Annotated in this window: 24 protein-coding genes and 1 pseudogene; 16 read left to right on the forward strand and 9 right to left on the reverse strand. The window is 64.2% G+C overall.

Annotated features, from left to right (window positions below; genetic code table 11):
• Positions 1–61: 61 nt before the first annotated feature.
• On the reverse strand, positions 62–1930 hold the full coding sequence (locus NC4_RS03675) for a putative bifunctional diguanylate cyclase/phosphodiesterase (protein ID WP_245721468.1): 1869 nt from the start codon (positions 1928–1930) through the stop codon (positions 62–64).
• Between the two features lie 118 nt (positions 1931–2048).
• Positions 2049–3314, reverse strand: a complete 1266-nt coding sequence (serS, locus tag NC4_RS03680) for a serine--tRNA ligase (RefSeq protein WP_067532181.1) — start codon at positions 3312–3314, stop codon at positions 2049–2051.
• A gap of 268 nt (positions 3315–3582) precedes the next feature.
• Here serS and NC4_RS03685 point away from each other — a divergent pair, with 268 nt between their 5' ends.
• The 7 genes from NC4_RS03685 (at position 3583) to NC4_RS03710 (ending at position 9156) form a co-directional block, all read left to right on the forward strand.
• Positions 3583–5169: a GMC family oxidoreductase gene (locus tag NC4_RS03685; protein WP_067532183.1), complete on the forward strand. Its 1587-nt coding sequence runs from the start codon at positions 3583–3585 to the stop codon at positions 5167–5169.
• A 69-nt stretch (positions 5170–5238) separates the two neighbouring features.
• Positions 5239–6378, forward strand: coding sequence for a septum formation family protein (locus NC4_RS03690; protein ID WP_084528413.1), 1140 nt, complete (start codon positions 5239–5241; stop codon positions 6376–6378).
• A 3-nt stretch (positions 6379–6381) separates the two neighbouring features.
• Entirely contained in the window at positions 6382–6735 is a 354-nt protein-coding gene (locus NC4_RS03695; RefSeq protein WP_067532185.1) for a metallopeptidase family protein, read from the forward strand.
• 98 nt (positions 6736–6833) lie between these two features.
• A complete protein-coding gene (locus NC4_RS03700) occupies positions 6834–7145 on the forward strand; it encodes a PE family protein (RefSeq protein ID WP_067532187.1) in 312 nt (103 codons plus the stop codon).
• A gap of 9 nt (positions 7146–7154) precedes the next feature.
• The gene (locus NC4_RS43825; RefSeq protein ID WP_067532190.1) at positions 7155–8333 is read left to right on the forward strand and encodes a PPE domain-containing protein; all 1179 of its coding nucleotides are present in this window, start codon (positions 7155–7157) and stop codon (positions 8331–8333) included.
• Positions 8330–8494 carry a hypothetical protein gene (locus tag NC4_RS42135; protein WP_245721469.1) on the forward strand — a complete coding sequence of 55 codons (165 nt, stop codon included), beginning with the start codon at positions 8330–8332 and terminating at the stop codon, positions 8492–8494. Before NC4_RS43825 ends, NC4_RS42135 begins: the two co-directional genes overlap by 4 nt.
• Positions 8491–9156 (forward strand): ESX secretion-associated protein EspG, encoded by a 666-nt coding sequence (locus tag NC4_RS03710; RefSeq protein ID WP_245721470.1) that lies wholly within the window; start codon positions 8491–8493, stop codon positions 9154–9156. Before NC4_RS42135 ends, NC4_RS03710 begins: the two co-directional genes overlap by 4 nt.
• Positions 9157–9396: 240 nt before the next feature.
• Here NC4_RS03710 and NC4_RS44365 read toward each other — a convergent pair.
• Positions 9397–10506: pseudogene (locus tag NC4_RS44365) on the reverse strand (tyrosine-type recombinase/integrase).
• A gap of 8 nt (positions 10507–10514) precedes the next feature.
• Complete coding sequence (locus tag NC4_RS03725; RefSeq protein WP_245721471.1) at positions 10515–10769, reverse strand: helix-turn-helix transcriptional regulator; 255 nt, start codon at positions 10767–10769, stop codon at positions 10515–10517.
• Positions 10770–10867: 98 nt separating this feature from the next.
• Here NC4_RS03725 and NC4_RS03730 point away from each other — a divergent pair, with 98 nt between their 5' ends.
• Positions 10868–11407, forward strand: a complete 540-nt coding sequence (locus NC4_RS03730) for a hypothetical protein (protein WP_245721472.1) — start codon at positions 10868–10870, stop codon at positions 11405–11407.
• Positions 11408–11606: 199 nt separating this feature from the next.
• Positions 11607–12698 carry a helix-turn-helix domain-containing protein gene (locus NC4_RS03735; RefSeq protein ID WP_157554234.1) on the forward strand — a complete coding sequence of 364 codons (1092 nt, stop codon included), beginning with the start codon at positions 11607–11609 and terminating at the stop codon, positions 12696–12698.
• Positions 12699–12939: 241 nt separating this feature from the next.
• Here the strand turns inward: NC4_RS03735 and NC4_RS03740 are convergent, their stop codons facing one another.
• Genes NC4_RS03740 through NC4_RS39960 form a run of 3 tightly spaced genes read right to left on the reverse strand, consistent with a single transcriptional unit; the run spans position 12940 to position 13999 of the window.
• Positions 12940–13488, reverse strand: a complete 549-nt coding sequence (locus NC4_RS03740; RefSeq protein ID WP_067532202.1) for a hypothetical protein — start codon at positions 13486–13488, stop codon at positions 12940–12942.
• 3 nt (positions 13489–13491) lie between these two features.
• Complete coding sequence (locus NC4_RS03745) at positions 13492–13800, reverse strand: hypothetical protein (protein ID WP_084528420.1); 309 nt, start codon at positions 13798–13800, stop codon at positions 13492–13494.
• Positions 13801–13840: 40 nt separating this feature from the next.
• Positions 13841–13999, reverse strand: coding sequence for a hypothetical protein (locus NC4_RS39960; protein ID WP_157554236.1), 159 nt, complete (start codon positions 13997–13999; stop codon positions 13841–13843).
• 679 nt (positions 14000–14678) lie between these two features.
• Here NC4_RS39960 and NC4_RS03750 point away from each other — a divergent pair.
• The 4 genes from NC4_RS03750 (at position 14679) to NC4_RS03760 (ending at position 18469) form a co-directional block, all read left to right on the forward strand.
• Entirely contained in the window at positions 14679–15197 is a 519-nt protein-coding gene (locus tag NC4_RS03750) for a DUF6879 family protein (RefSeq protein ID WP_067532209.1), read from the forward strand.
• Complete coding sequence (locus tag NC4_RS03755; RefSeq protein WP_067532212.1) at positions 15184–16023, forward strand: helix-turn-helix domain-containing protein; 840 nt, start codon at positions 15184–15186, stop codon at positions 16021–16023. The genes NC4_RS03750 and NC4_RS03755 overlap by 14 nt, the downstream gene beginning before the upstream one ends.
• A 1178-nt stretch (positions 16024–17201) precedes the next feature.
• Positions 17202–17633 (forward strand): HNH endonuclease, encoded by a 432-nt coding sequence (locus NC4_RS38640; RefSeq protein ID WP_218020900.1) that lies wholly within the window; start codon positions 17202–17204, stop codon positions 17631–17633.
• 47 nt (positions 17634–17680) lie between these two features.
• Complete coding sequence (locus tag NC4_RS03760; protein WP_067532215.1) at positions 17681–18469, forward strand: hypothetical protein; 789 nt, start codon at positions 17681–17683, stop codon at positions 18467–18469.
• 188 nt (positions 18470–18657) lie between these two features.
• Here the strand turns inward: NC4_RS03760 and NC4_RS03765 are convergent, their stop codons facing one another.
• Entirely contained in the window at positions 18658–19383 is a 726-nt protein-coding gene (locus NC4_RS03765; RefSeq protein ID WP_157554238.1) for an Rv1352/Rv1906c domain-containing protein, read from the reverse strand.
• A 422-nt stretch (positions 19384–19805) separates the two neighbouring features.
• On the opposite strand from NC4_RS03765, the gene NC4_RS03775 reads away from it, so the two are divergent.
• The 3 genes from NC4_RS03775 to NC4_RS03785 are packed head-to-tail and all read left to right on the forward strand — an operon-like array spanning position 19806 to position 20777.
• Entirely contained in the window at positions 19806–20210 is a 405-nt protein-coding gene (locus NC4_RS03775) for a hypothetical protein (RefSeq protein WP_067532221.1), read from the forward strand.
• 28 nt (positions 20211–20238) lie between these two features.
• On the forward strand, positions 20239–20448 hold the full coding sequence (locus NC4_RS03780) for a hypothetical protein (RefSeq protein ID WP_067532224.1): 210 nt from the start codon (positions 20239–20241) through the stop codon (positions 20446–20448).
• Positions 20445–20777, forward strand: a complete 333-nt coding sequence (locus NC4_RS03785) for a hypothetical protein (protein WP_067532227.1) — start codon at positions 20445–20447, stop codon at positions 20775–20777. Before NC4_RS03780 ends, NC4_RS03785 begins: the two co-directional genes overlap by 4 nt.
• Here NC4_RS03785 and NC4_RS03790 read toward each other — a convergent pair.
• Positions 20774–21286, reverse strand: coding sequence for a hypothetical protein (locus NC4_RS03790; RefSeq protein ID WP_067532229.1), 513 nt, complete (start codon positions 21284–21286; stop codon positions 20774–20776). The genes NC4_RS03785 and NC4_RS03790 overlap by 4 nt on opposite strands.
• Between the last annotated feature and the right edge of the window lie 212 nt (positions 21287–21498).

Raw genomic sequence — 21498 nt, forward strand, 5'->3', positions numbered from 1 at the left:
GCGGTTGCTACCGCGGAGGGCGCGTAAGGATCAACAGCCGTAGATGAGCATGCGCATGTGGTCAGCTTGCTGCCGTGCCGGGACCGCCGTCAAGGGGATTATCGATGGGGATCCAGCCGTTGGTGTTCACCTCGTGCTCGGCGACCCCCGCGCCGACCAGGCCGTGGCGTTCGTTGAGGTCGCTGATGAGCTCGGAGACCGGATGCGAATCGCTGTAGTGGTAGCCCTGGGCGAGCGCGAAACCGAGTTCGGTGAGCACGGCGGCCTGGTACTCCGTCTCCACACCTTCCGCGATGACCTGCAGGTCTAGGCATTTGCTCAGCGCCGCAATGACTCCCAGCAGCGGCGGGGCCGGGGAATCGGAGCGGATGGCGGCCACGAAGGACTGGTCGACCTTAAGGATATCGCTGGGCAGGGTGGCCAGGCAGCTCAGCGACGAATAGCCGGTGCCGAAATCGTCGATGGCAATGCGCACGCCGCGCTCCCGCAGAATGTGCAGATTCGCAATGGCGGTTTCGGATTCGGCGGCCAATTCGCTCTCGGTGACCTCGAGGACCAGTTGATCGGCGGGCCAGCCGGTATCGGCGAGAATTCCGGAAACCCGGTCGGCGTATTCGGTTTCGGCCAATTCCAGGCCGCTCACATTCACATTGAGGGTCAGATCCAGCTGGGCGAAGGTCTCCTGCAGCCGGGCCGCATCGGCGCAGGCCCGGCGTAGGACCAGTTCGTCCAGATCGGAGATGAGGTCGTATTCCTCGGCCACCCGGATCAGGCCCTCGGTGGTGACATCCGGCTGCGCGTGCGAGGACCAGCGCAACAGCGCCTCCACGCCGACCGCGCGGGTGGCGCCGTCGGCGAGGCTGACGATGGGCTGGTACTGCACATCGAGAGTGCCGCGATCGATGGCCTCGCGCAGCTCCACCGCCAGCGGCAGCTGCCGCGAGGATTCCAGCACGGTGCGATTGCGGCCCGCCTGCTTGGCCCGGTACAGGCCCACATCGGCGCGGCTCACCAGCAGCGAGCCGGATTCGCCCGGCTGCCACGAGGTCACGCCCGCCGAACAGCCGGTGGTCACCGCGGCGCGCAATTGCTCGGTCAGCAGAATGGCGGCCTGTTCGGTGGTGCCGGGCAGCAGCAGCGCGAAGGCGTCACCGCCGTAGCGGGCCAGACGCTGGTCCGGCGCAAGCAGTTTCGACCAGGTGTCGCCCACCCGCTGCAGTACCGCGTCACCGGCGCGGTGGCCGAGATGGTCGTTGATCTTCTGGAAGCGGTCCAGGTCCACCAGCACCAGCGCCAGCCCCTGCCCGGTGCGCCCGGCATGCGCGATGGCATTGCTGAGCGCCCGGTCGAAACCGCGGCGATTGAGCAGACCGGCCAGCACATCGATATCGGCATCCGACGCCATACGCGTCAAAATGCCCACCACGATGCCGATTCCGAAGGTGATGCCCGCCGGAATCAGACCCGACCACCACGGCAGGCCGCGCGAGGGCACCACCCACAGACAGCAGGCGATGGCGAAGGCCAGATGCACGCCCAGCCAGCGCCAGGCGAAGAAGATGGCGGCATCACAGGCCACGAACACGTAGAACGCGGCCAGGCTGATGGCGCCCACGGTATTCGGGAACCAGTGCACCGCAATGGTCACCAGCACCGTCGCCATTCCGACGTACACGTGATGCACCGAATGCGGCATCCGCGGACCCCAGATCAGCAGACTGATGCCCAGCAGCAATGCCACCAGGGCCGCCGTACCCACCAGCGGCCGATTGCCCTCATCACCCGGAGCGACCGCGGTGATGATCAGACCCAGCACCCCACCCATGACGTAGAACGCCCCGGTGGTCCGAGCCATGACCATTGCCGTCGCCAGCGCCGACGCCGCCCGCACCCGGGTTCGGGTATCGCCGCGAGACCCGATTCCTCGCACGGGACCTAGCCTAACTGTGCTCGATTGCCTCCGCTTCGCTTCGGCGGTTCGCGGCGCCCGAAGTCTCGGTGAACGAACGCCGGGGCAGTCTCGCCCCGGCGCACCGCCTTTGGTCGCGTCAGGCGTGGATGGGCCGCAGCACGTCGGTGCCGACGAAGGGCACCAGCGCCGCGGGCACGCGCACCGAACCATCCGCTTGCTGGTGGTTCTCCAGAATCGCGACGATCCAGCGCGTGGTGGCGAGGGTGCCGTTCAGCGTGGCGGCGGTCTGCGGCTTGTTGTTCTCGTCGCGGTAGCGCACGTTCAGGCGGCGGCCCTGGAAGGTGGTGCAGTTCGAGGTCGAGGTGAGTTCGCGGTAGGTCTGCTGGGTGGGCACCCAGCCCTCGCAGTCAAACTTGCGGGCGGCCGAGGAGCCGAGATCACCGGCCGCGACGTCGATCACGCGATAGGGCACCTCGACGGCGGCGAGCATTTCGCGCTCCCAGGCCAGCAGGCGCTGATGCTCGGCATCGGCGTCCTCGGGCTTGGCGTAGACGAACATCTCCACCTTGTCGAACTGGTGCACGCGAATAATGCCGCGGGTGTCCTTGCCGTAGCTGCCCGCCTCGCGGCGGAAGCACGACGACCAGCCCACATAGCGCTTGGGGCCCGCGCTCAGATCGATGATCTCGCCCGAGTGGTAGCCCGCCAGCGGCACCTCGGAGGTGCCGACCAGGTAGAGGTCGTCCTCCTCGAGGTGGTAGATCTCGGCGGCGTGCTGGCCCAGGAAGCCGGTGCCCGCCATGATCTCCGGGCGCACCAGCACCGGCGGGATCATCATGGTGAAGCCATTGGCCGTGGCCTTCTGCGCCGCCAGCTGCAACAGGCCCAGCTGCAACAGCGCGCCGTAGCCGGTGAGGAAGTAGAAGCGCGCGCCCGAGACCTTGGCGCCGCGTTCCATATCGATCAGGCCCAGCGATTCACCCAGTTCCAGGTGATCCTTGGGCTGGAAATCGAATTCGCAGGGCGTGCCGACGGTCTCGAGCACGATGTAATCGTCCTCGCCGCCCGCGGGCGCGCCCTCCTGTACGACATTCGACAGGGCGCGCATGGCGGCGTCGAGATCGGCGTCGGCGGCATTCTCGGCCGCCTCGGCCTCCTTCACCTTGGCCGACAGCTCCTGGCCCTGGGTCAGCAGCACGGCGCGCTCCTCCGGAGACGCCTTGCCGACCTTCTTACCGAGGGCCTTCTGCTCGGCGCGCAGATTGTCGGCGGTCGCGACTGCCGCGCGCCGGGCCGCATCCGCCTCGAGCAGGGCGTCCACCAGGGCCGGGTCCTCGCCGCGCGCACGCTGCGACGCGCGGACCACGTCCGGGTTCTCCCGCAGGAATCGAAGGTCGATCATGGGTCTCAAGCCTAGTGGGCCGCCGCTACCGAATTTCGCCCAGGTCGGGGCCCGGCCGAGACCGCTTGTCCCGCCGCCGAGCTCGCGGTTCCCCCCGGTTTTTCCTCCGTTTTCGGCCACCGCCCAGCCCACCCCGCCATAGTGGGGGCCATGGACACAGCGGAGTCGCCGAGCCGCCGTGTGAACCCGCCTCCGGTAGCGGGCCCATCCCTTCCGTGCCACGGTTGTCGTGCCGACCGGTCGGCGCAGTCAATTCCGAGGAGTTCCCATGCAATACACCCCGGACACAGTCGATTTCATCGTGGTCGGCGCCGGATCCGCCGGGGCGGCGGTGGCCGCGCGACTGAGTGAGCGCTTCGGCACCAGCGTCGCCCTCGTCGAGGCGGGCAGTGCCGACCGGGACAAATTCATCCGCATTCCGGCCGGGTTCTCCCAGCTGTTCGAGGGGCCCAACGACTGGAACTACCGCACCGAACCGCAGCCCGAACTGCACGACCGGCAGGTGTACTGGCCGCGCGGCAAGATGCTCGGCGGCTCCTCCTCCATGAACGCCATGATGTGGGTGCGCGGCTTCGCCGCCGACTACGACGAATGGGCCGAGCACGCCGGACCCGGCTGGTCGTTCGAGCAGGTGCTCCCCTATTTCCAGCGCATGGAGTCGGTCGAGGACGCCACCGAACCCGGCGAGGGCACCGGCGGGCCGCTGCACATCTCGGGCCAGCGCAGCCCGCGGCCGCACACGCTGAACTACCTGCAGGCCGCCGCCGAGGCGGGATATCCCCTCGAACGGGCGAATCTGGATGAGCCGCAAGGGTTCACGCAGACCATGGTCAATCAGAAGCGGGGCGCGCGGTGGAGCACGGTGGACGCCTATCTGCGGCCCGCGCTGCAGGCGCACCGCGATCTCACCATCGTCACCGACGCGCACGTGACCCGCGTGCTCTTCGACGGGACCCGCGCGATCGGCGTCGAATACCAGCTCGGCGGTGAGCTGAAACAGCTCACGGCCAAGCGCGAGGTGATCCTGTCCGGCGGCGCGATCAATACCCCGCAGCTGCTCATGCTGTCCGGTATCGGCGATTCGGATCAGCTTCGGGCGCTGGGCATTCCGGTGCTGCACCACGCACCCGAGGTGGGCCGTAATCTGCGCGACCACCTGGCCGCGCCCATTGTCTACCGCACCCGCGCGGGCAGTCTCTTCGGCGCGGACAAGAGCATTCCGGAACTCGCCAACTACCTGCTACGCCGCCGCGGCCAGCTCACCTCCAATGTCGGCGAGGCCTACGGCTTCGTGCGCAGCCATCCCGATGTCGGGCTGCCCGATCTCGAATTGATCTTCGGCCCCGCCCCGTACATCGCCGAGGGGCTCGGCGATCCGGACGGCCACGCGCTCACCTTCGCGGCGATCCTGCTCAAACCCAAGTCCACCGGCGAGATCACCCTCTCCTCCGCCGACCCCTTCACCGCGCCCCGCATCGATCCGCGCTACTGCTCCGAATTCACCGACCGCACCGCCCTGCTCAACGGCCTGCGCACCTGTGTCGAGATCGCGCACCAGCCCGCACTGAAGGAACACATCGGCGAGCTCATGCAACCCGCCCTGCCCGCCGACACGCCCATGGAGGACGTGCTGCGGCGCTGCCTGGAAGACCATTCGCACACGCTCTACCACCCGGTCGGCACCTGCCGCATGAGCGCCGACGAGACCGGCGTGGTGGATCCCGAACTGCGCGTGCGCGGCGTGACCGGCCTGCGCATTGCCGACACCTCGGTCATGCCGGTCATCACCCGCGGCCACACCCACGCCCCGGCGGTACTGATCGGCGAGAAGGCGGCCGACCTCATCAATTCCTGACCGAAACCGACAGGTCCTGACACAAGAGGACATGGCGGGGGCCGGACCGCGCTGCAATGATGGACCACGATGTCCGAACAGTCGCCTCCGCCACAGCAGCCCACACCTACCGGCCGTCGCCGGTCGGCGCCGCCCAAGGGCGGATCCCTGCCGGGCCCGCTGGAAGGCTTGCGCGCCAAGCTCGACAAGGGCCCGCTGTCCGCGCCGACCCTGCGCTGGGGTCTACTCGCGGTCGCGGTCGGCGCCATCCTGGCCGCGCTCATCACCGTCGCGGTCTCCGGCTTCCACGCCGGGCGCGTGGAGGCGCACAATCCCGGCTCGGCCTCGCCGACGGGCGCCGTCGCGGGTGCGGCCTTCGGCACCGCCAAACAGGGCGACTGCCTGGCCTGGTCCAAATCCAATGCCAGCGATCTGGTGAAGGTGGACTGCGGCGACAAGCATCTGTTCGAGGTCACCTCCGATATCGATCTGAGCAAGTACCCGGGCGTGGAATTCGGTCCGGGTTCGCGCTTCCCGGATTCACTGCGCTTCTCCGAACTGCGCGACGAGCACTGCGTCAGCGCCGCGCAGTCCTATCTCGGCGGAAAGTTCGATCCGCGCGGCAAATTCGTGGTCGGCCTGATCAATCCCGGTGAGGCGGGCTGGAAGGCGGGCGAGCGCACGCTGCGCTGCGGCCTGCAGGTCGCGGGCAGCTCCGGCACCGCCACCCACACCGTCAGCGGCAGCGTGCAGAACGCCAACCAGTCCAAGATCTACGACGTCGGCACCTGCATCGGCATTGCCCGCAACCTGCCCACCGATCCGGTGGACTGCGCCCAGCCGCACGCCTTCGAGATCGTCTCCACCGTCGATCTGAGCAGCCACTTCCCCGGCGGCCCGCCATCCAAGGACGAGCAGGACCGGTTCATGAAAGAGCAGTGCGCCAAGGACTCCACCGACTATCTCGGCGCCGAGGACGCGCTGCGCAACAAGACCCTCACGCTGTTCTGGGACTATCTGGACAGCCGCAGCTGGCTGGCCGGGAGCAAGAGCCTCAACTGCATGATCGGCAAGGGCGCGGATCAGGAGGGCTTCGCCGCCATTACCGGATCGGCGCGCGGCGACATCCTGGTCGACGGGCAGGCCCCGGTGCCGCCGCCCAATAACGGCCGCTCCACCCCGCAGCCGCTGCCCGGCGCCGCGCCGCCGGTCATTCCGGCGCCGAGGTAAACCGTGCCGGTCTCCATGTCCGACGATCGTTTCGAGGAACTCGTCGGGGACGCGCTCGATCTCATTCCGCCGGAATTGTCCAAGGCCATCGACAACGTCGTGGTGCTCATCGAACCGCGCAATGACGAGGACCCGCATCTGCTCGGGCTCTATCACGGCATCGCGCTCACCGACCGGGACTTCAGCCATTACGGCGGCGCGCTACCGGACACGGTCACCGTCTACCGCGAGGCCATCCTGGAGATGTGTCACAGCGAAGAAGAAGTGGTCGAGGAGGTGACAATCACAGTGATTCACGAGATAGCTCACTATTTCGGGATTGACGACGACCGCCTTCATCAGCTGGGATGGGGCTAACTCGCGGCAAACCGGGAACCGATCCACTCCCCCGTCGCGTCCAATCTTCATATCGGGACGCGACCGCGTACCCGGGGGAATCCGAAGGGAGATCGATCATGGTTGGCCACGTCCTCGTGCAGCCGGAAGTCGTCCTCGCGGCAGCCCTGGAACTCGACCTACTCGCCGAGCGGCTCTCCGCCGTTTCGGCGGCGGCCGGTCCGGCCACCCACGTTCTGCCCTCCGGCACCGAAGAGGTCTCGTTCCTGGCCGCCGGGCATTTCAATCACGCCGCGTTCAGCCATGACCGGGCCGTCGCCCAGGGCATTCTCGAACTGCACCACGCCGCCGCCACGCTGCGCAGCCAGCTCGCGCAGTACCTGATCCAGGACGCGGTGCACGCCGCCGGTATCGCGGCCATTCAGGTCTAGGGGGAAGACATGACGCTGGGAATCACCGGGGTGTTCTGGCTGCCCCGCATGGCGGAGTTGAACTCCGTCACCTTGAACGCGGGCGCGCACGCCATTCTGATCGCCGCGGCCAGCACCTCGTGGGGCGTGCTCACCGGCGCCTGGGTGGAGGCCACCGCCACCGTCGCACGGGTCATGGCCGAGGTCGGCGTCGGCCTGCAGGGCGTGAACGGGCTCAATGTGCTCGCCCGCCTCGGCGGCTTCACCGTCTGGGCCGAACAGCAGGGCGTCATGGCCGCCGTCATGGCCGCCAAGACCGCCGCCAATGCCACCGCCTACACCGTGGCCTCCATTGCCATGCCGAGCCTGCCCGAAATCGCCCTCGTCGAGGCCGCCCGGGTGGCCGCGCACTCCACCGGCGGCGCGCTCAACGGCACCGCCGGAGCGGCCGAGGCGGCCAAGCTGGCCCTCGACATCCGGGCCGCGCTGGTCATGGAGACCTACGAGGCCGCGACCACCGCACTCATCACCACGCCCGGCCAATTCCTCATGCCGCCGCCCATCGCCATGGGCGCGGGCTCGGCCGATGCGGGCGCGGCCGCCAATATGGCCGGTGATCCAGTTCAGGCGGCCCTGGCCACAGCGGCCGGTCTGGCCAACAATCCGGCCGTCATCAGCACCGTCGCCCAGGCCGCACAGGTCGCCGGAACCGTGGTCACAAGCGGTGTCAGCACCGCGGGCCAGGTGGCGGGCACCGCCGTGACAGCGGTCGCCAACGGCCTGACGCAGACCGCGGCCGCCGAGGCCCAGCTGCCCATGATGGCCGGTATGGGCGTGGCCGCCGCGGGCGCGGGCGCGGCAGGCGCGAGCACGCGCGCGGTCTCGTTCGGCGGCGGCGCGAACGTGAGCATCGGAAACGGCGGCGGCACACTGAAACTCCCCGAGGGCTGGGGCGCGGGCGCCGGAATCGGCGCTGGCGCCGCACCCGCCGCACCGATCGTGGCCGAACCCGTTGCCGCCGCCCCGAATACGGCGGCCACCATACCGGTCCGGTCCGCGAGCACAAGCCCGCTACTCGGCAGCAACCCCATAGCGGACGAGGACGAGACCCACGACGGCAAGGACTACGGGCGTTCGGTGGAGCACTTCGCCGACGGCCGTGTCATCGCGCCCGCCGTCATCGGCGGCGACCCGGCCGACGCCCCGTGACGGTGCTCGGCGCGGGCCGCGGACCATCCCTGCTGCGGGCGGTCACCCTGAGCCTCGACGAATTGCAGTATCTCCAGGAGACATTGGGGATCGACGAGCTGCCCGTGGTGCTGAATGCCCTGGGCCGCTACGACATACCGCCGACCACGACGCCGCCATGACCGCCGCCGCCGCGACACTCGCCGACCGCGAACTCCTCGACGGTGATCAGGTGCATCCCGAACTGGCCGAGCGCCTGCGCGCGCTCTACCGGCCGCACTGGGTCCTGGCCCTGCGCTGGTATGTAAACGGACAGGTCAACCGATTCTGCCTCGCCAAGGGCGACGATTTCGCAGTGGTCGCCCTGCGCGGCCCGGACTCGTACGTCATCGACGAAGCGGGACACGATCTACCGGGCACCGTCATGGCGGCCCTCGGCCCCGCCGACCCCTTGGACCTCACCGGAATGAACGCGCCCACCGAGGAATTGGCCCCCATCTTCGACGACGCCGGTGACGCAACCACCACGGCCACCCGGCTCGCGAAAGTCGGCAATCCGACACGAGACGCGAAAACCCTTGCCTCGGCACTGGTTCAGGTCGACGCACACGCCGAACTCACCGCCGTCGTCTACGGCGACGGCACCCGCGACATCACGGACAACCACATCGCCGTCTTCGACACCCGCCACGGCCGCTTACTGGCCACCGCCAGCCGCGCCGACGACGGCGTCAAATGGACCGCCCTGTCCAGCGGCACCCCCGCCCGCCTGCGCACCGCGATCACCGATCTCATCACATCCCTGCCGATGCGACAGGATTTTCCGGCCCACCGGCCCGTCTGATCCGAACCGGTCATCCCGATTTCCGACGACCGCAGGCAACGCCGAGGCGATCGAGGGCGCGCGCCCCGTCACCCTGTAGTTTTGCCACCTATGGGTAAGAGCAAGCGGTTCCGACCCATGAATTCGGTAGCGTGCAGGTCAGGGGTTTGTGAGATGAGCTGAATGCCCGAATTCGGCTCTCAATCCCGGAGATTTCCCGGAACACTGGTGCGCTCGGAGCCGTACGAGCGCATACCCCCCTTAGGCGGCGTCGAACCAGACGAGTTCGATGGCCTCACGGGTCTTGTCGTCCTGGTCCGGCCAGATGTGGGTGTAGATGTCCAGCGTGACTTTCGCACTGGCATGGCCCATACGCCGCTGAACGGTCTTCACGTTGATGCCATGACGGATAAGGCTGGAGGCGTAGAAGTGCCGGAAGTCCCGCCACGTGTACACCCGTGAGAGCGTTGTCCGGTTCGCGACCCTGTGCAACCAGTCGCCCAAGTCCTTGCTGCTGTACGGTTTGCCGTTCGCCGTCTAAAACAGCAAGTCGTCGAGCTCCTTGCCCTCCATGAACGGCTTGATCTCCGCGATGAGAGACAACGGGATCGGCACCGTGCGACGGCTTGCCTTCGTCTTCAGTACTGAGGTTGCGACCCGTGTCCGGCTGATCTGCTGCATGACCGAAAGCGATGCGTTCTCGACATCGATATCCCGGACACGAAGCCCGGCTATCTCTGCGGGGCGGAGGCCGCATTGCATGCCGATGAGCATCATGACCCGGATCCGGCCGTCCTTGGCCGCCTGCAAAACCATCCGGCCCTCTTCGAGGGTCATCAGGTTTTCGGGCAGCACCTCGGCATCGATTGGTGGGAGCTTCACTGTCGCCGCATGGTTCTTCACCAGAATGTCATCCGCGACGAGCTGATTGAGGACCGCCTTTAGCATGTCCAACCGGCGCTTGACCGTCCCCGGTTGGAGCGGCTTGCCGTCCCGCCATGGGCGACCCTTCAGAAGCACATCAACCCAGGTGCGAACATGTGGTGTCGCCCGAAGATCCGCAATCGCGACGCGCTCCAGCTCCCCGAGATCAGCGTGCAACGCCCAGCGCTGTTGCTCAGTGCCCTCGGTGCGGGCACGTCCCGCCCACACCATGACGGCTTTGCCTACCTGCTGTTTCGACAACTTCGGATCAACGTATGTGCCCTTCGCTATCTGCTCTTCTAGTTCTCGTTTCCGAAACCGAGCCGTTCCAGCTTCCCTCGTGCTCCCAAGCTTCGAATAGCTCTCTGATTTCTCCTCATCGGGGTTGTCTATGTACCAGCGGACTACATACTTGCCGTTCTTGCTCTGTATCCAGACGCTTGCCATTGCCTTGCTTACGATGTCGTGAAGTGGCTGTTCTGCCACTCGATTACGTCGGAGATGCGGTAGCGACACTGGCCGCCGCCGACTCGCGCGAAGCGCGGCCCCTTGTCCTCCAGCGCCCAGTTGGCCAGGGTCTTCGGGGAGTAGCCCAGCAAGTTGGAAACCTCCTTCCGGCTGAGCCACTCGATTGATTGACGCGCTCGCTGTACCCCGGTGCTGATGCTGTTCTTGCCCTTCTCTCCCGTTTCGGCCGGTCCGTCCGGCAAGGCACGACAATACGATCGGCCAACCTATTTGGCAAACAGGTTGGGTAGCGAGGTTCCTCTCAACCTGCTTGGTTGAGAGGTTGGGTATGGTGTCGCGTATGAGCGAGGATCGGATCGTTACCCAGGATCTCGGTGACTGGGTGGTGCGTATGGAGTGGCCTGTCGGGGTCGAGCACGGCGGCCCCGGCGCGCTGCTGATCTCCCCCGCCGATCCGGAGACCTACCCGGTTGGTGGCCTGTCCTCAACTGTGCTGCGGGACATTGATTTTCGCGCGGCGCTTGAAACGCTGCGCCGCCAGCTGGAGGGCTCACGGCGCTGGAGCAAGGGCCGCGAAAGGTATGAGGCCGATCGCGCGGAACGCTTGAAAACGGCTCTTGCACAGGGTGTTACGGATGAGTACCTGGCACTGCTAGCGAGTGCATACGTTTCGGCAGCGAACAGAGGACAGGCCAAGCCCCTTGAATACTTAGCTGAAATGGTCGGTAAGACACCAAGCACTGTTAAGGGGCACCTGTGGCAGGCCAGGAAGAAGGAGCTACTCAGCGGCAGCGCTGGCCGTGCTGGGGGGCAGCTCACGGACAAGGCAACCAAGATCCTCGAGCGAATCGTGCCAGCCGCGCCCCGCGGACTCGTCTGATGATCGCGGAGGAGTTCAAGTACCGACCTGGTGATTGGGATTGAGAACCGAGGGGCGACACCCAACTTTTACGAACAGAGCAGGAGACCGGATTCAGACTCTTCGTTCGAGGCTGCCAGCCGATGCGCTGGCCTTGTTGGACTCCGTGGACGGGCACTATTCGGAGTGGGCTACGGCGTCGGCGCTTGCCATGTACGCGATGAACGCCGGGCTCGATGAAGACGACTTCGTAGAGCTTGTCACGACATCCGAGTTTTCCCACGTGTTCGCCACCGAGAATGGCCGAGATCGCTCCTACCGGCTGGAGGGTCGACTCCGCAAGGTCTGGCGACGCGCGGAGGATAGGTGGAATCCGCCTGTCGGTGGCGGGGTGGCCGAGGTTCGTAAACGGCTGGAGGCGCTATCCAAGCGATTGGACGGCCCTTGGTATCGCCGGACGGCTAGTAGCAATCGCGCTGTCTCCTTGGCGCTGGTGGCCAAGGCGCACGAGGTAGGTGCTTGGACTGTCGATGTCTCGCAGCGAGAACTTAGCGTTCGAGCCGGGGTGGCCCGGACGACGGTCGGCAACGCGTTGAAGCGGCTAGCCGACATGGGGGCGATCGCGAAGGATGAAACCAGGGAGCGAGAGGCCGACCACGCGCAGCGGTGGGTTATCAACCTGGACTGGCCAGACGTCGATGATGAGCCAGCAATTAGGGACAACACTGGACCATATGAACCTCTCCCCCCAACAGACAGCTCATATGGCCTGACGATGTCCCTAAATCACCCGGCCTTCCTGAGGGCCGCTCTAGGCCAAACCGCAGAACGTGTCTGGCTGGACCTTGCGGCCCATCCTGGCTCGACGGCTGTCGATATCGCCTCCCGGCTTGGCATGACCGCCAAGACGGCTCGCAGGGCACTGGATATGAAGCTGATTCCGAACGGGTTGGCTGTGAGATCGGGGGGAGAGCCGACCGGCAAGGGTCGGCCCTCAGCGGTGTATCGGGTTGATGCGTCAGCCGATTTCGATCGGCTGGACAAGATCGCCGAGGAGTATCGCGTGTCGGATTGGTACGACAAGACTGGTGCCGAGTACGAGCGGCAACGGGCTGGCTTCTCGAAGTTGAGGGAGCAGTGGGGTCGTCCTGTCATGACAGATGAACCGGATCCTGTGCAAGAAGTCCCCGAACCGGCGGATTGGGTTGAGCTGTCGGACGAGGAGAAAGCCGAGATTGAGCATGAAGTGGCGGAGGACCAACTCCGGCACTGGCATGAGCAACAGCTGATCCGTCAGCTGAAGACTGCCTAACGAGTTGGGTTGGCCCTTGGGGGATGCCCCTCCGCCCCTTCTGTGGCCCATCCTCAGGCATATGGGCCTATCCCCCCGACGTCCGGGGGGATAGGGGTGGCGAATCGTTGAAATATCAGAGGACCCCGGCGCGGTTGCGGGTGCCGGGGTCGTCTTTGTGAAGTGCAGGATGCAGCGGATTCCGCTGCTCGCGCTCGTGTCATCGGCTCCCCCTTCCTGGACTCCCGAGCTACGGAGTGGTCTAGGTGGTCCGACCGCCGTGGTTGACCGGATCGGGGGACGGCTCTTTGATGTCGCCGTCTTCTCCCCAGTCCCGGCAGTACGGGCACCACGGCCGTAACCGGTGATGGAACCGAAGCGAACTCGCCGCAGTGATCCCCCAGACCTCCATGGGAGCGAGAGCCACGCTGCGGACAGTGACGGGCAGATGCGCGGAGACCAGAAGCGGGATGAGCACCAGCGCAGCCACTATCGGCACGGCGCCGAATCCGGTCCAGATGTGCCAGACCCGTAACAGCCACTTTCGCTGCTCGGCTGCATCCTCCGGCACCTCCTGCATACACGGCACGCATATACGGGTGTACTGGCTGTGCAGGAGGGCTATCGACAGTGCCCCGCAGAAGGCTACGACGACCACGAGCGACGGAATCGTCAACCACGATTCAGCGGAAAGCCATGTGATTACACACATCACGGCGTATACCGCGATGAACCACCCGAACCTGTGGGTGATCCAGTCAAGTACGCGCCCTAGCGAGCTGTCCGGGTTGTTGAACGGGTCGACGATCATCGGCTAGGCCCCGTCCGCCTGTGCGGGCGGCAGGTCTCGAAGCGGCGGCGCAGTCCGCCGGGCGTAGGTCTCTTCCGGCGTCACGGTGATGACGTCCATCCGTCGAATCAGATCAAGCGGAATTTCCCTGTCCTCGAAGTGATCTGCGCTGGGCACGATTACGGCTGCAGCGTGCAAGCGGGTGGCTTGTGCCTTCAGCCGTGCCAGCGGTGGCCGACCGAACCGAGGATCGTAAACGATCATGTCGGCGAAGTCGTAGCCGAGTTGATCGGCTCGCTTGCGGACCTGCGACTGATCCCGCAGCAGCGCCATTCCGCTGATGTCGGTCCGGAGGTAGCCGAGAATCGTTGGCTTATACCGCATGTCCCGCCTCCGGTCGTTCGTCATCGTCTCTGGTGTCGTCTTCGGGTTGGAACAGCTCCAGGTACACGCCGGAGTCGTCGTCTTCGCCGTAGGCGTTGGTTTCCAGAAAGCCGCCGGGGAACTCGTAGATTCTTCGCTGATAAGCCATCTCAGCCCCGTTCTCGTCGTCGGCTGTTCTTGGTGCCAGACGGCTCATTGGCCTGGTCCAGGGCATCGGCGAAGCGCACCATAAGCGCAATGGACGGCATCGGGACCGTCCACGCGGTGAAGCGGTACATTCCCGGTTTCCATTGCGGTAGCTAGCGCTTCACGATCTCTCCCCGGCAGACGGCCCACGTTGGCAAGGCAGTCCGGGACCGAGACGACTGCACCCGTCCCGAACGTCTGCTTCGACGCTAGATCTCCGGCCAATCAGGGCGCGACAATGTTGCTCCAGATTGCTCAGATTCATATCCAGTCTTGGGCTTCACCTGGGAGGATGAGTGAGTCCGACAGCTACATTGAGCAAGGAATGACTCATATGAAGGTTCGGCTACTTGGCGGACCTACAGGGGGCAACGGCTCACCTCGGATATGGGCAACCGACCGTGGTACGGACCTCATCCAGGGCTGGCCGACCAGCGAGCCGCATTGCATCGAGGTCCCACATCAACTACTCGGATATCTAGAACTCGGCACGTTCCTCCGGGCGGAGCTTCGTGACAGCGGCATGGGTACCTTCACTCTCGAAGGACGACCCGTGACCGATTCGGAAGCGTTGGCCACCATGGCGATTCCCGCGCACGAGACCGTGATCGAAGTTGACGTTGTGAAAGCGAGCTACCCGTATGCTCTATCGACCCAAGTTTGATGACCTTTACCGCACCTACGCACGAGCCTTCCACCTCGAAGTTCAGGACTCCTACGGGGTGGCCTCCGAGAACGAGCAGCTGCAACGGTTCCTGGCGGGTGAGCCGACCAGCTATCCGGAGGATTGGCAGCAGTGGGACGCGTTCGTGAAGGAGGTAACCGACGCAGGAACCAGCATCCAACGGCTACGTGTTGTGACTGAACCCCACACCGATTACACCCGGTTTCTGCTGCACCACACCGACCGTAACGTTGCGGCCGGTGAGCAGGTCCGCTATCTGCCACGTCACCAGGTGAGCGACGACGCGTACACCGTCGATGATTGGTGGCTGTTCGATGACACCGTTCTGGCGTTTTCGATCTTCACTCCCGAAGGCGAATGGGCCGGAGGGGCGATAACCGAAGATCCAGTGTTGGTGTCCCGCTGTGTCGAGGTGCGTGACCGTTTGTGGCCGTTGGGCATTGAGTTCGAGACCTACCTCCGTGCCCAAGGTTGACGATGCCCGGCTAGCACTCGGGGTTCGTCTTCGCGAACTCCGAGTGTCCGCGCGTATGACCGGCCGGGCGCTGGCTTCTGCAGCGGGCTGGGAGCCGTCGAAGGTCTCCAAGATCGAACACGGCAAACAGCTGCCGTCCGAGGACGATCTAGCCACATGGTGTCAGCTCACGGACAACAACCTGGCATTGCCCGACCTGACGGCAACCCTGAGAAACGTAGCCGCCGCCTACCTGGAGTGGCGACGCATCGCAGCTACCGGACATGCACGCCGCCAGCGACAGAGCATCCAGATCGAAGGGGCGGCGGGACTCGTACGCGGATTCGACGCCCTGATACCACCAGGTCTTTTGCAGACCCGCGACTATGCCGAGGCGGTGCTCAGCCGATGCATTCGGTTCCTGGGCGGCCCCGACGACATCAGCGAGGCCCTAGAGGCGCATATGCAGCGCCAACGAGTCCTGCACGAAGGTGTAGGCCGATTCCATTTCCTCATCGGTGAGCCAGCGTTGTACACGTCGATCGGTGACGATGAGATCCGACGCGCCCAGCTTCAGCGCATCATTGACTCGATGAGCCTGCCTCGACTTCTGATCGGCGTGGTTCCCAGCACAGCCGAATTCTTCTACGAGACAACGAACTTCCTGTTCTATGACACGAAACTTGTTCAGGTCGAGACTATCAGCGCCGAACTGTCGATCAGGCAGCCGCGAGAGCTGGTGCTGTACGAACGGGCATTCAAGGCGTTGGCTGATCAGTCGGCCTACGGAGATGATGCTCGCGTCTTGATTCGCAAGGCTCGCGAGATACGTCCCGAACGAGCCTGAGCCTGGATCGATGCGACCAGAAAGACTCAACTCGGATACCCATACTGAAGGTGCATCTGGTCATTCGCCGGACAAGTACCGGTGGTTTCTATTCCGCAGTCCTTGGAGTTCTGGGTCAATGCTAATTCGACATAACTCGAAGTTGTTGTGATTTATCGCAGAACGTCTTGTCTACTCTTTCGTGGGGATGCTATCAATGAAGTTGGGGCCGTAGATGGCGCGTACGAGCTAGCGCATCCGGCATTCCCGATTCATATTCTCTGAGCCATGGACGATTCCGTGGCCTTTTCATGCCCTCAGCTTCCCGAAGGAACTCTTGCAGCAAAACTATGTCTTGAACGAGGTAGACGAACCGCGGTCGCACTCATATCCCCAGCGCTTCAGAGGCCGGCGGAATCCGCAGCTGTCCGATCTGGTTCGCAGCGCCCATGGGTTCACCGTGGAATCCGTGGGGCGTCGTGGCGAGATTCCTACTGAGTGCATCTACTGTGGTGGGCCGCTGCCGCTGGATCGGTCGGGGGAATGGTATTGCGAGTTCGGCGAGACCGGCCCGGACGGCGAGCGACTTCCCTTGACGCCCGGATATGAGCCCGCGTGTAGTTGCAACTGGTGCCTGATACGAACCGCAGGTATCCGAAAGAGAGGCGGTCAGCCGAGGGTATGCGGATCGCTCGCATGCAGGCGGAAGCTGCGAAACGCTCGGCAACGACGGTACCGGCAGCGACTCAAGTCGCAAAACTATGACGTAAACCACGGAAGGTTGGGTGGCTGCAGCGTGCGAAATGTAGACGTTGAATCACTAAAGGTAGAGCCGTGAGAAGGTAACCGCCGAATCCGAAGAGCCCCGGGATCATTTCCGGGGCCTTTTGTTTGCGGTTCTTCGATGGACGATGCCCGGACAACCACGAGAGGAACCGAGCATGGCGACCCTATACAACTGTGGACACCCTCGAACCGTCGAGAACACGCTTCTGGAATACGGATACCCGAGGTGCCGCGAATGCAAGCGCGCAGCTTCCCGCCGCTATAAGCGGCGCAAGCGAGCCGAGTTCATATCCGAACACGGTCACTGGAGTACGAATCCCAACGCTGTGTAGGCGGAAGACGACCAATGAAAGGACGACTGAACTGAACAGGACGAAGCCCACCGAAGCCGAGATCCGTGCCCGATTCGAGGCATGGATGGAAAAGCACAGGGCGTACGACAACGCCGTTCGTGTCAGGGGCGGACAGCTCTGGTCGGAGGACTACGAGAAGCGTTACGAACTCTGGAAACGGCGCTATCAGCGCCCGGCGCCACCGGAGATCCCGGCGTGAACTGGTCCACGTCCCAGCGACGTGAACACCTACCGCCGGATTGGCCTCGGCTGCGGTCGACGATCCTTCGCCGCGACGGTTATCGATGCAGGATCGGTGGACCCTGTTGCCTCGGCACAGCTACCGACGTGGACCACATCCACCGAGGCAATGACCATTCCCTGGCGAATCTCCGTGCTGCGTGTAGACGCTGCCATGCGCGGAAGTCCTCCGCAGAGGGCCACATCCGCAGAGCGGAGTTGCGAGCCCGCAGATACCGCCCTGCCGAGCGGCACCCCGGATCAACCCACTAGCTGCCTAAACGGCTGCACGCCACCATTTCTCGAACGGAAGAACGTACATGCTCAAATCCCCTGATCTCGCCCGTAGCCTCCGAAACCTCGTACAGGACATCCGCGCTCTCGGTATCGCCATCCCCAACGATCTCGACGAAGAGATCAAGCTCGTCCGGCAGCTCGGCGACGAAGAACGAACTGCTATCCAGGCAATCCAGGCCAAGCAAGCCCAACTCCGCACCGTGGCCGCGAAGGACTACACACAGACCCGTGGCGAGCTGATCGAGTTGCTGAATCTCGAAACCGCTCGGCGTGACAACGATTTCCGGCAGTTTGAGAACGACACAGTAGCCAACCGCATCGCTCGCTCTATGGCGCAGGCGGCAGACGACTTCCAATCCGGACTCGCAGACGTGTTCAACCAAGTTGTTGCCGACCATCGGCTCAACGAGAGCGCTGCCGATCTACCGAAATTTGCGGATCGGCATCTCTCGGTTCTGAATCTCACCACGGCCCAGCACAATGCCGTCGAGGCGTGGAAGTTGGGAGCGGAAGCACTCCGGCCGATCTGGGGTGCGTTCGCCCGGCTGGGCACCTTCCTCGGCTACGAACTCGGCGCATCTAGCGAATATTCCGCCCAGCTCGACAACGCCTATGTACTCGGCGATGTCACCGAGCCCCAGCAAGCGCATCGTATGGCGCAGTACTTCAACTCGCTGTGGCACGGCACCGACTCGCACAAGCCGCTTCAGCCTCTCATGCCGTTCGTCTACGCCGCCTATGCCGGGGTGCCGCTGCGGCTGAAGACCCTGGACGTAGCAGCAGAACTTCGTCGCCAGATCCAGGCAGCGTGACCGTATACGGAATTGTCCATCCCGAGTTGAGGGCCCGCCAGCGGGCCAATTCTGTGGCCGAGATGTTCCGCCAACGGATGATGGACGCTGGCGGATAGGTGGACTGAAGGGGTTCAGGTGGTTCTCGCCGAGGTTGAGGGTGGTCCCTCGGCATTCCCCCTTCGGGCGAGATCACATGCGCGGGGCTATTAGACCGGCTTCCATATGCCGATTCGACTGCTCTGGAACTGTCCTGCGCCCACCGGGATCGTGATGGTGATCTGTTGCGCCGAGCTGACGAAGTTGTTGTCCATTATGTCGCCAGACGGACTGGTGATTTCCCAGTAACCGTCCTTGATCACGGTGGCGCCTTCCTTCGGGACGGCACGGTAGGTGCCTGGCGGCATCTGGTCCGGGCCGTATCCGATGATGTATGTGCTGTCACCGAACCAACGCTCGATATCTCCTGACAGGTACCGCTGCATCGCCGCGTTCGCATTCTCATCGCACAGCAGCGGGAAGCCTGCCTGCAGCACTGCCGCGAGGTCCGGACTCGACTTGGTGTCCTTGGCCAATATGTGCTCGATCCACTGGGAGGGCGAGTTTGGTCGGTACTTGGTGTTGAAAATTCGCTTGCACTCCTCCAGTACCAAATATGACGGGTAGCGCAGGGGGTTCTTGTAGGCCGGATCGGTCAGGGGGAGCACGCTTCTACTTCCGTCGTAGATCTTCCACTTGTTCTCGTACACCAGCTTGTCGAGCTGGCCTCGTGGGTCATCGGGGAACGACACCGCAGGTGCCGCTTTGGTCGTTGTCGTGACAGCTTGCTGAGCCTGGGTCGTGACCGGAGTGATGAGAACTGGTGCGTTGGATCTCTTGGCGTTGTCGGAGGAGCACGCCGAAACGGCGAACGCGCATAGCAGCGCCATTGCCATGAGTGTATGTCGCCTCATCGTTTTTCGTTCTCCCCCTTGAGGTCTGGATGCAATCCAGGGTTTCGCAGTGCTGATGGATTATTGCAATAGCCTCGTTCAACCGTCCAGCTTTCAAGATGGACTATCTGTGCCCCTTAGCTCAGTTGGCAGAGCACACCGTTCAGCCGGTGAGGTCCTGATCGAGTCCGGGCAGGTTGGCAAATGGGAAGACGGTCCAGCCTTTCGGGGAGGCCAAGTATCCGAACCCTCGACACCCCAGCGGGATACGGTCGGCTATGGGCACCCAGGGGGTATAGCCCCATCCCCGGCATGCCTGGATCGGCCGGTACTGCGGCCACCCTCGCCGGAGCATCCCGAAACCCTCATTTTTCGCAATCGGCCCAGTTCGGGCCGTGTTTACCCCTGTTTGAACGGAGGTTTGAATGCCCAAGAAGGCGTCCACCGTCCCGAGAGCCCCGCGCGGGCTCCGAGCCCACGGTTCCCGGCTGTGGCGTGAACTGCACGAAGTCTTCGACTTCTCCCAGGATCCGCACCGCGCCGCCGTGATTGAGGACATCTGCCGGACCGCTGATCTGATCGACCGTCTTCAGGCCGAGGTCGACAAGGGGGACCTCCGTGTCAAAGGGTCTCAAGGACAGCCTGTCTCGGCACCGGAGATTCCCGAGCTTCGGCTTCAACGCGAAGCGCTCGTGCGGATGCTCGCGCGCCTGGATCTACCGGAAACCGCCGAACAGCGCGAGGCGAAGACAGCTCGACTCACGGAGATTCGGCGTGATGCGGCCAAGTCGGCACGATTCAAGGTGGTGACCGATGGTCACTCGGCGTAACGAGTCAACCGGCGGAGACCTGGGAGCCGTGCTGGAGCGGCTCCCGGATCAGTTCCGCGAACCAGAGGTCTGCGTGGGATCGAATGCGGCGCTCCAGATTCGCGCATACGTCGCAGATCTCGACACCTGGCTATGCGAGGCAGGATTCCGGCGAACCTCGGCGCAAACGGTCATGGATGCACTCGGGCTGTCGGTCGCGGACTGGTACCGCATCGTGATGAGCGGAGGTGACCGGTGAGCCTGCTGGATCGTGGCAACGAAGAGGTGACTGCCTACACGACCGAGACCATTACCGATGTGGACGGCAACACCATCACCCGACCGTCACGGGTCGGTGTGGTGGTGCGGGCCTCGGTGCAGCCGTTCGCTAGCACCGAGGACAACGAACTCGGATTCACGACACGCGAGACCTATCGGCTCCGCATCGCACGCGGGTACTCCGTAGAACTGGGCGCACAGGCGCCGGTCGACTGGCGCGGCCAGCGCTGGTCCGTCATCGGTGAGCCGCTGCGGTTCAACGGTTCTCGCCGAACCGGGCGCCTCGAATATCTGATCGAACGGCGCTAGCGGTTGCTGACATGCACCGAGTTAGGGCTCGAACACACGTGAGTTGCTGCATGCTTGGACTTCTCCGCTGTCTTCCTTGCGCTCACAAGACAGGAGCGTGCGAGTTCGCGCGCATCTTGGATTTGCTTGTCGCTCGGCTTGTGGTCCGTCTCGACCCATTGCCCCATGACCAAGGTGACGTATCCGCGGGCCGCTTCGGCCGCTGCGGAGAACTCGTATAGCTCCAGTTTCGCGGTGGCGACTTGAAGGTTCTGCACAGCATCCACCGCCCGCTGGTTGAACTGGTTGTATGGCTCTGAATCTGGCGCCGTCGCTCGTAGTACGTTCACCGTTGAGGCTGCTACCTCCAGCGCAGCAACAGTATTAAGAATCTGCTCGATCATCTGCGCCCGCTGTCCAGCTTGGCGCTGCGCTCTGACTGTCGTAAGGATGCCGACGTAAGCAACTGAGGCGGCTACGACCGCCAACGCTCCAGCGATCACAGTCGCGCCGGGCTGTGTCAGAGTCATGCGCGAAGCGTATCGACTGACGGCCTTGCTACCGCTAAACCCTGAGCGCGACACACGATACCGCCACCTATACCCCGGTATCGTATGCCGAGAATCCCGGAGATTTCCCGGAACAGCTGGTGAAACGGCTGGATTCCGGGGGATAAGCAGGGAATAGTCAGGAAAAGCAAATGAGCAGGTCAAAGCGGGGAAGTAGGCCCCTGCCTGCTACG

Origin of the sequence: Nocardia crassostreae, from assembly GCF_001613405.1 — a bacterium.
Taxonomy (GTDB): Bacteria; Actinomycetota; Actinomycetes; order Mycobacteriales; family Mycobacteriaceae; genus Nocardia; species Nocardia crassostreae.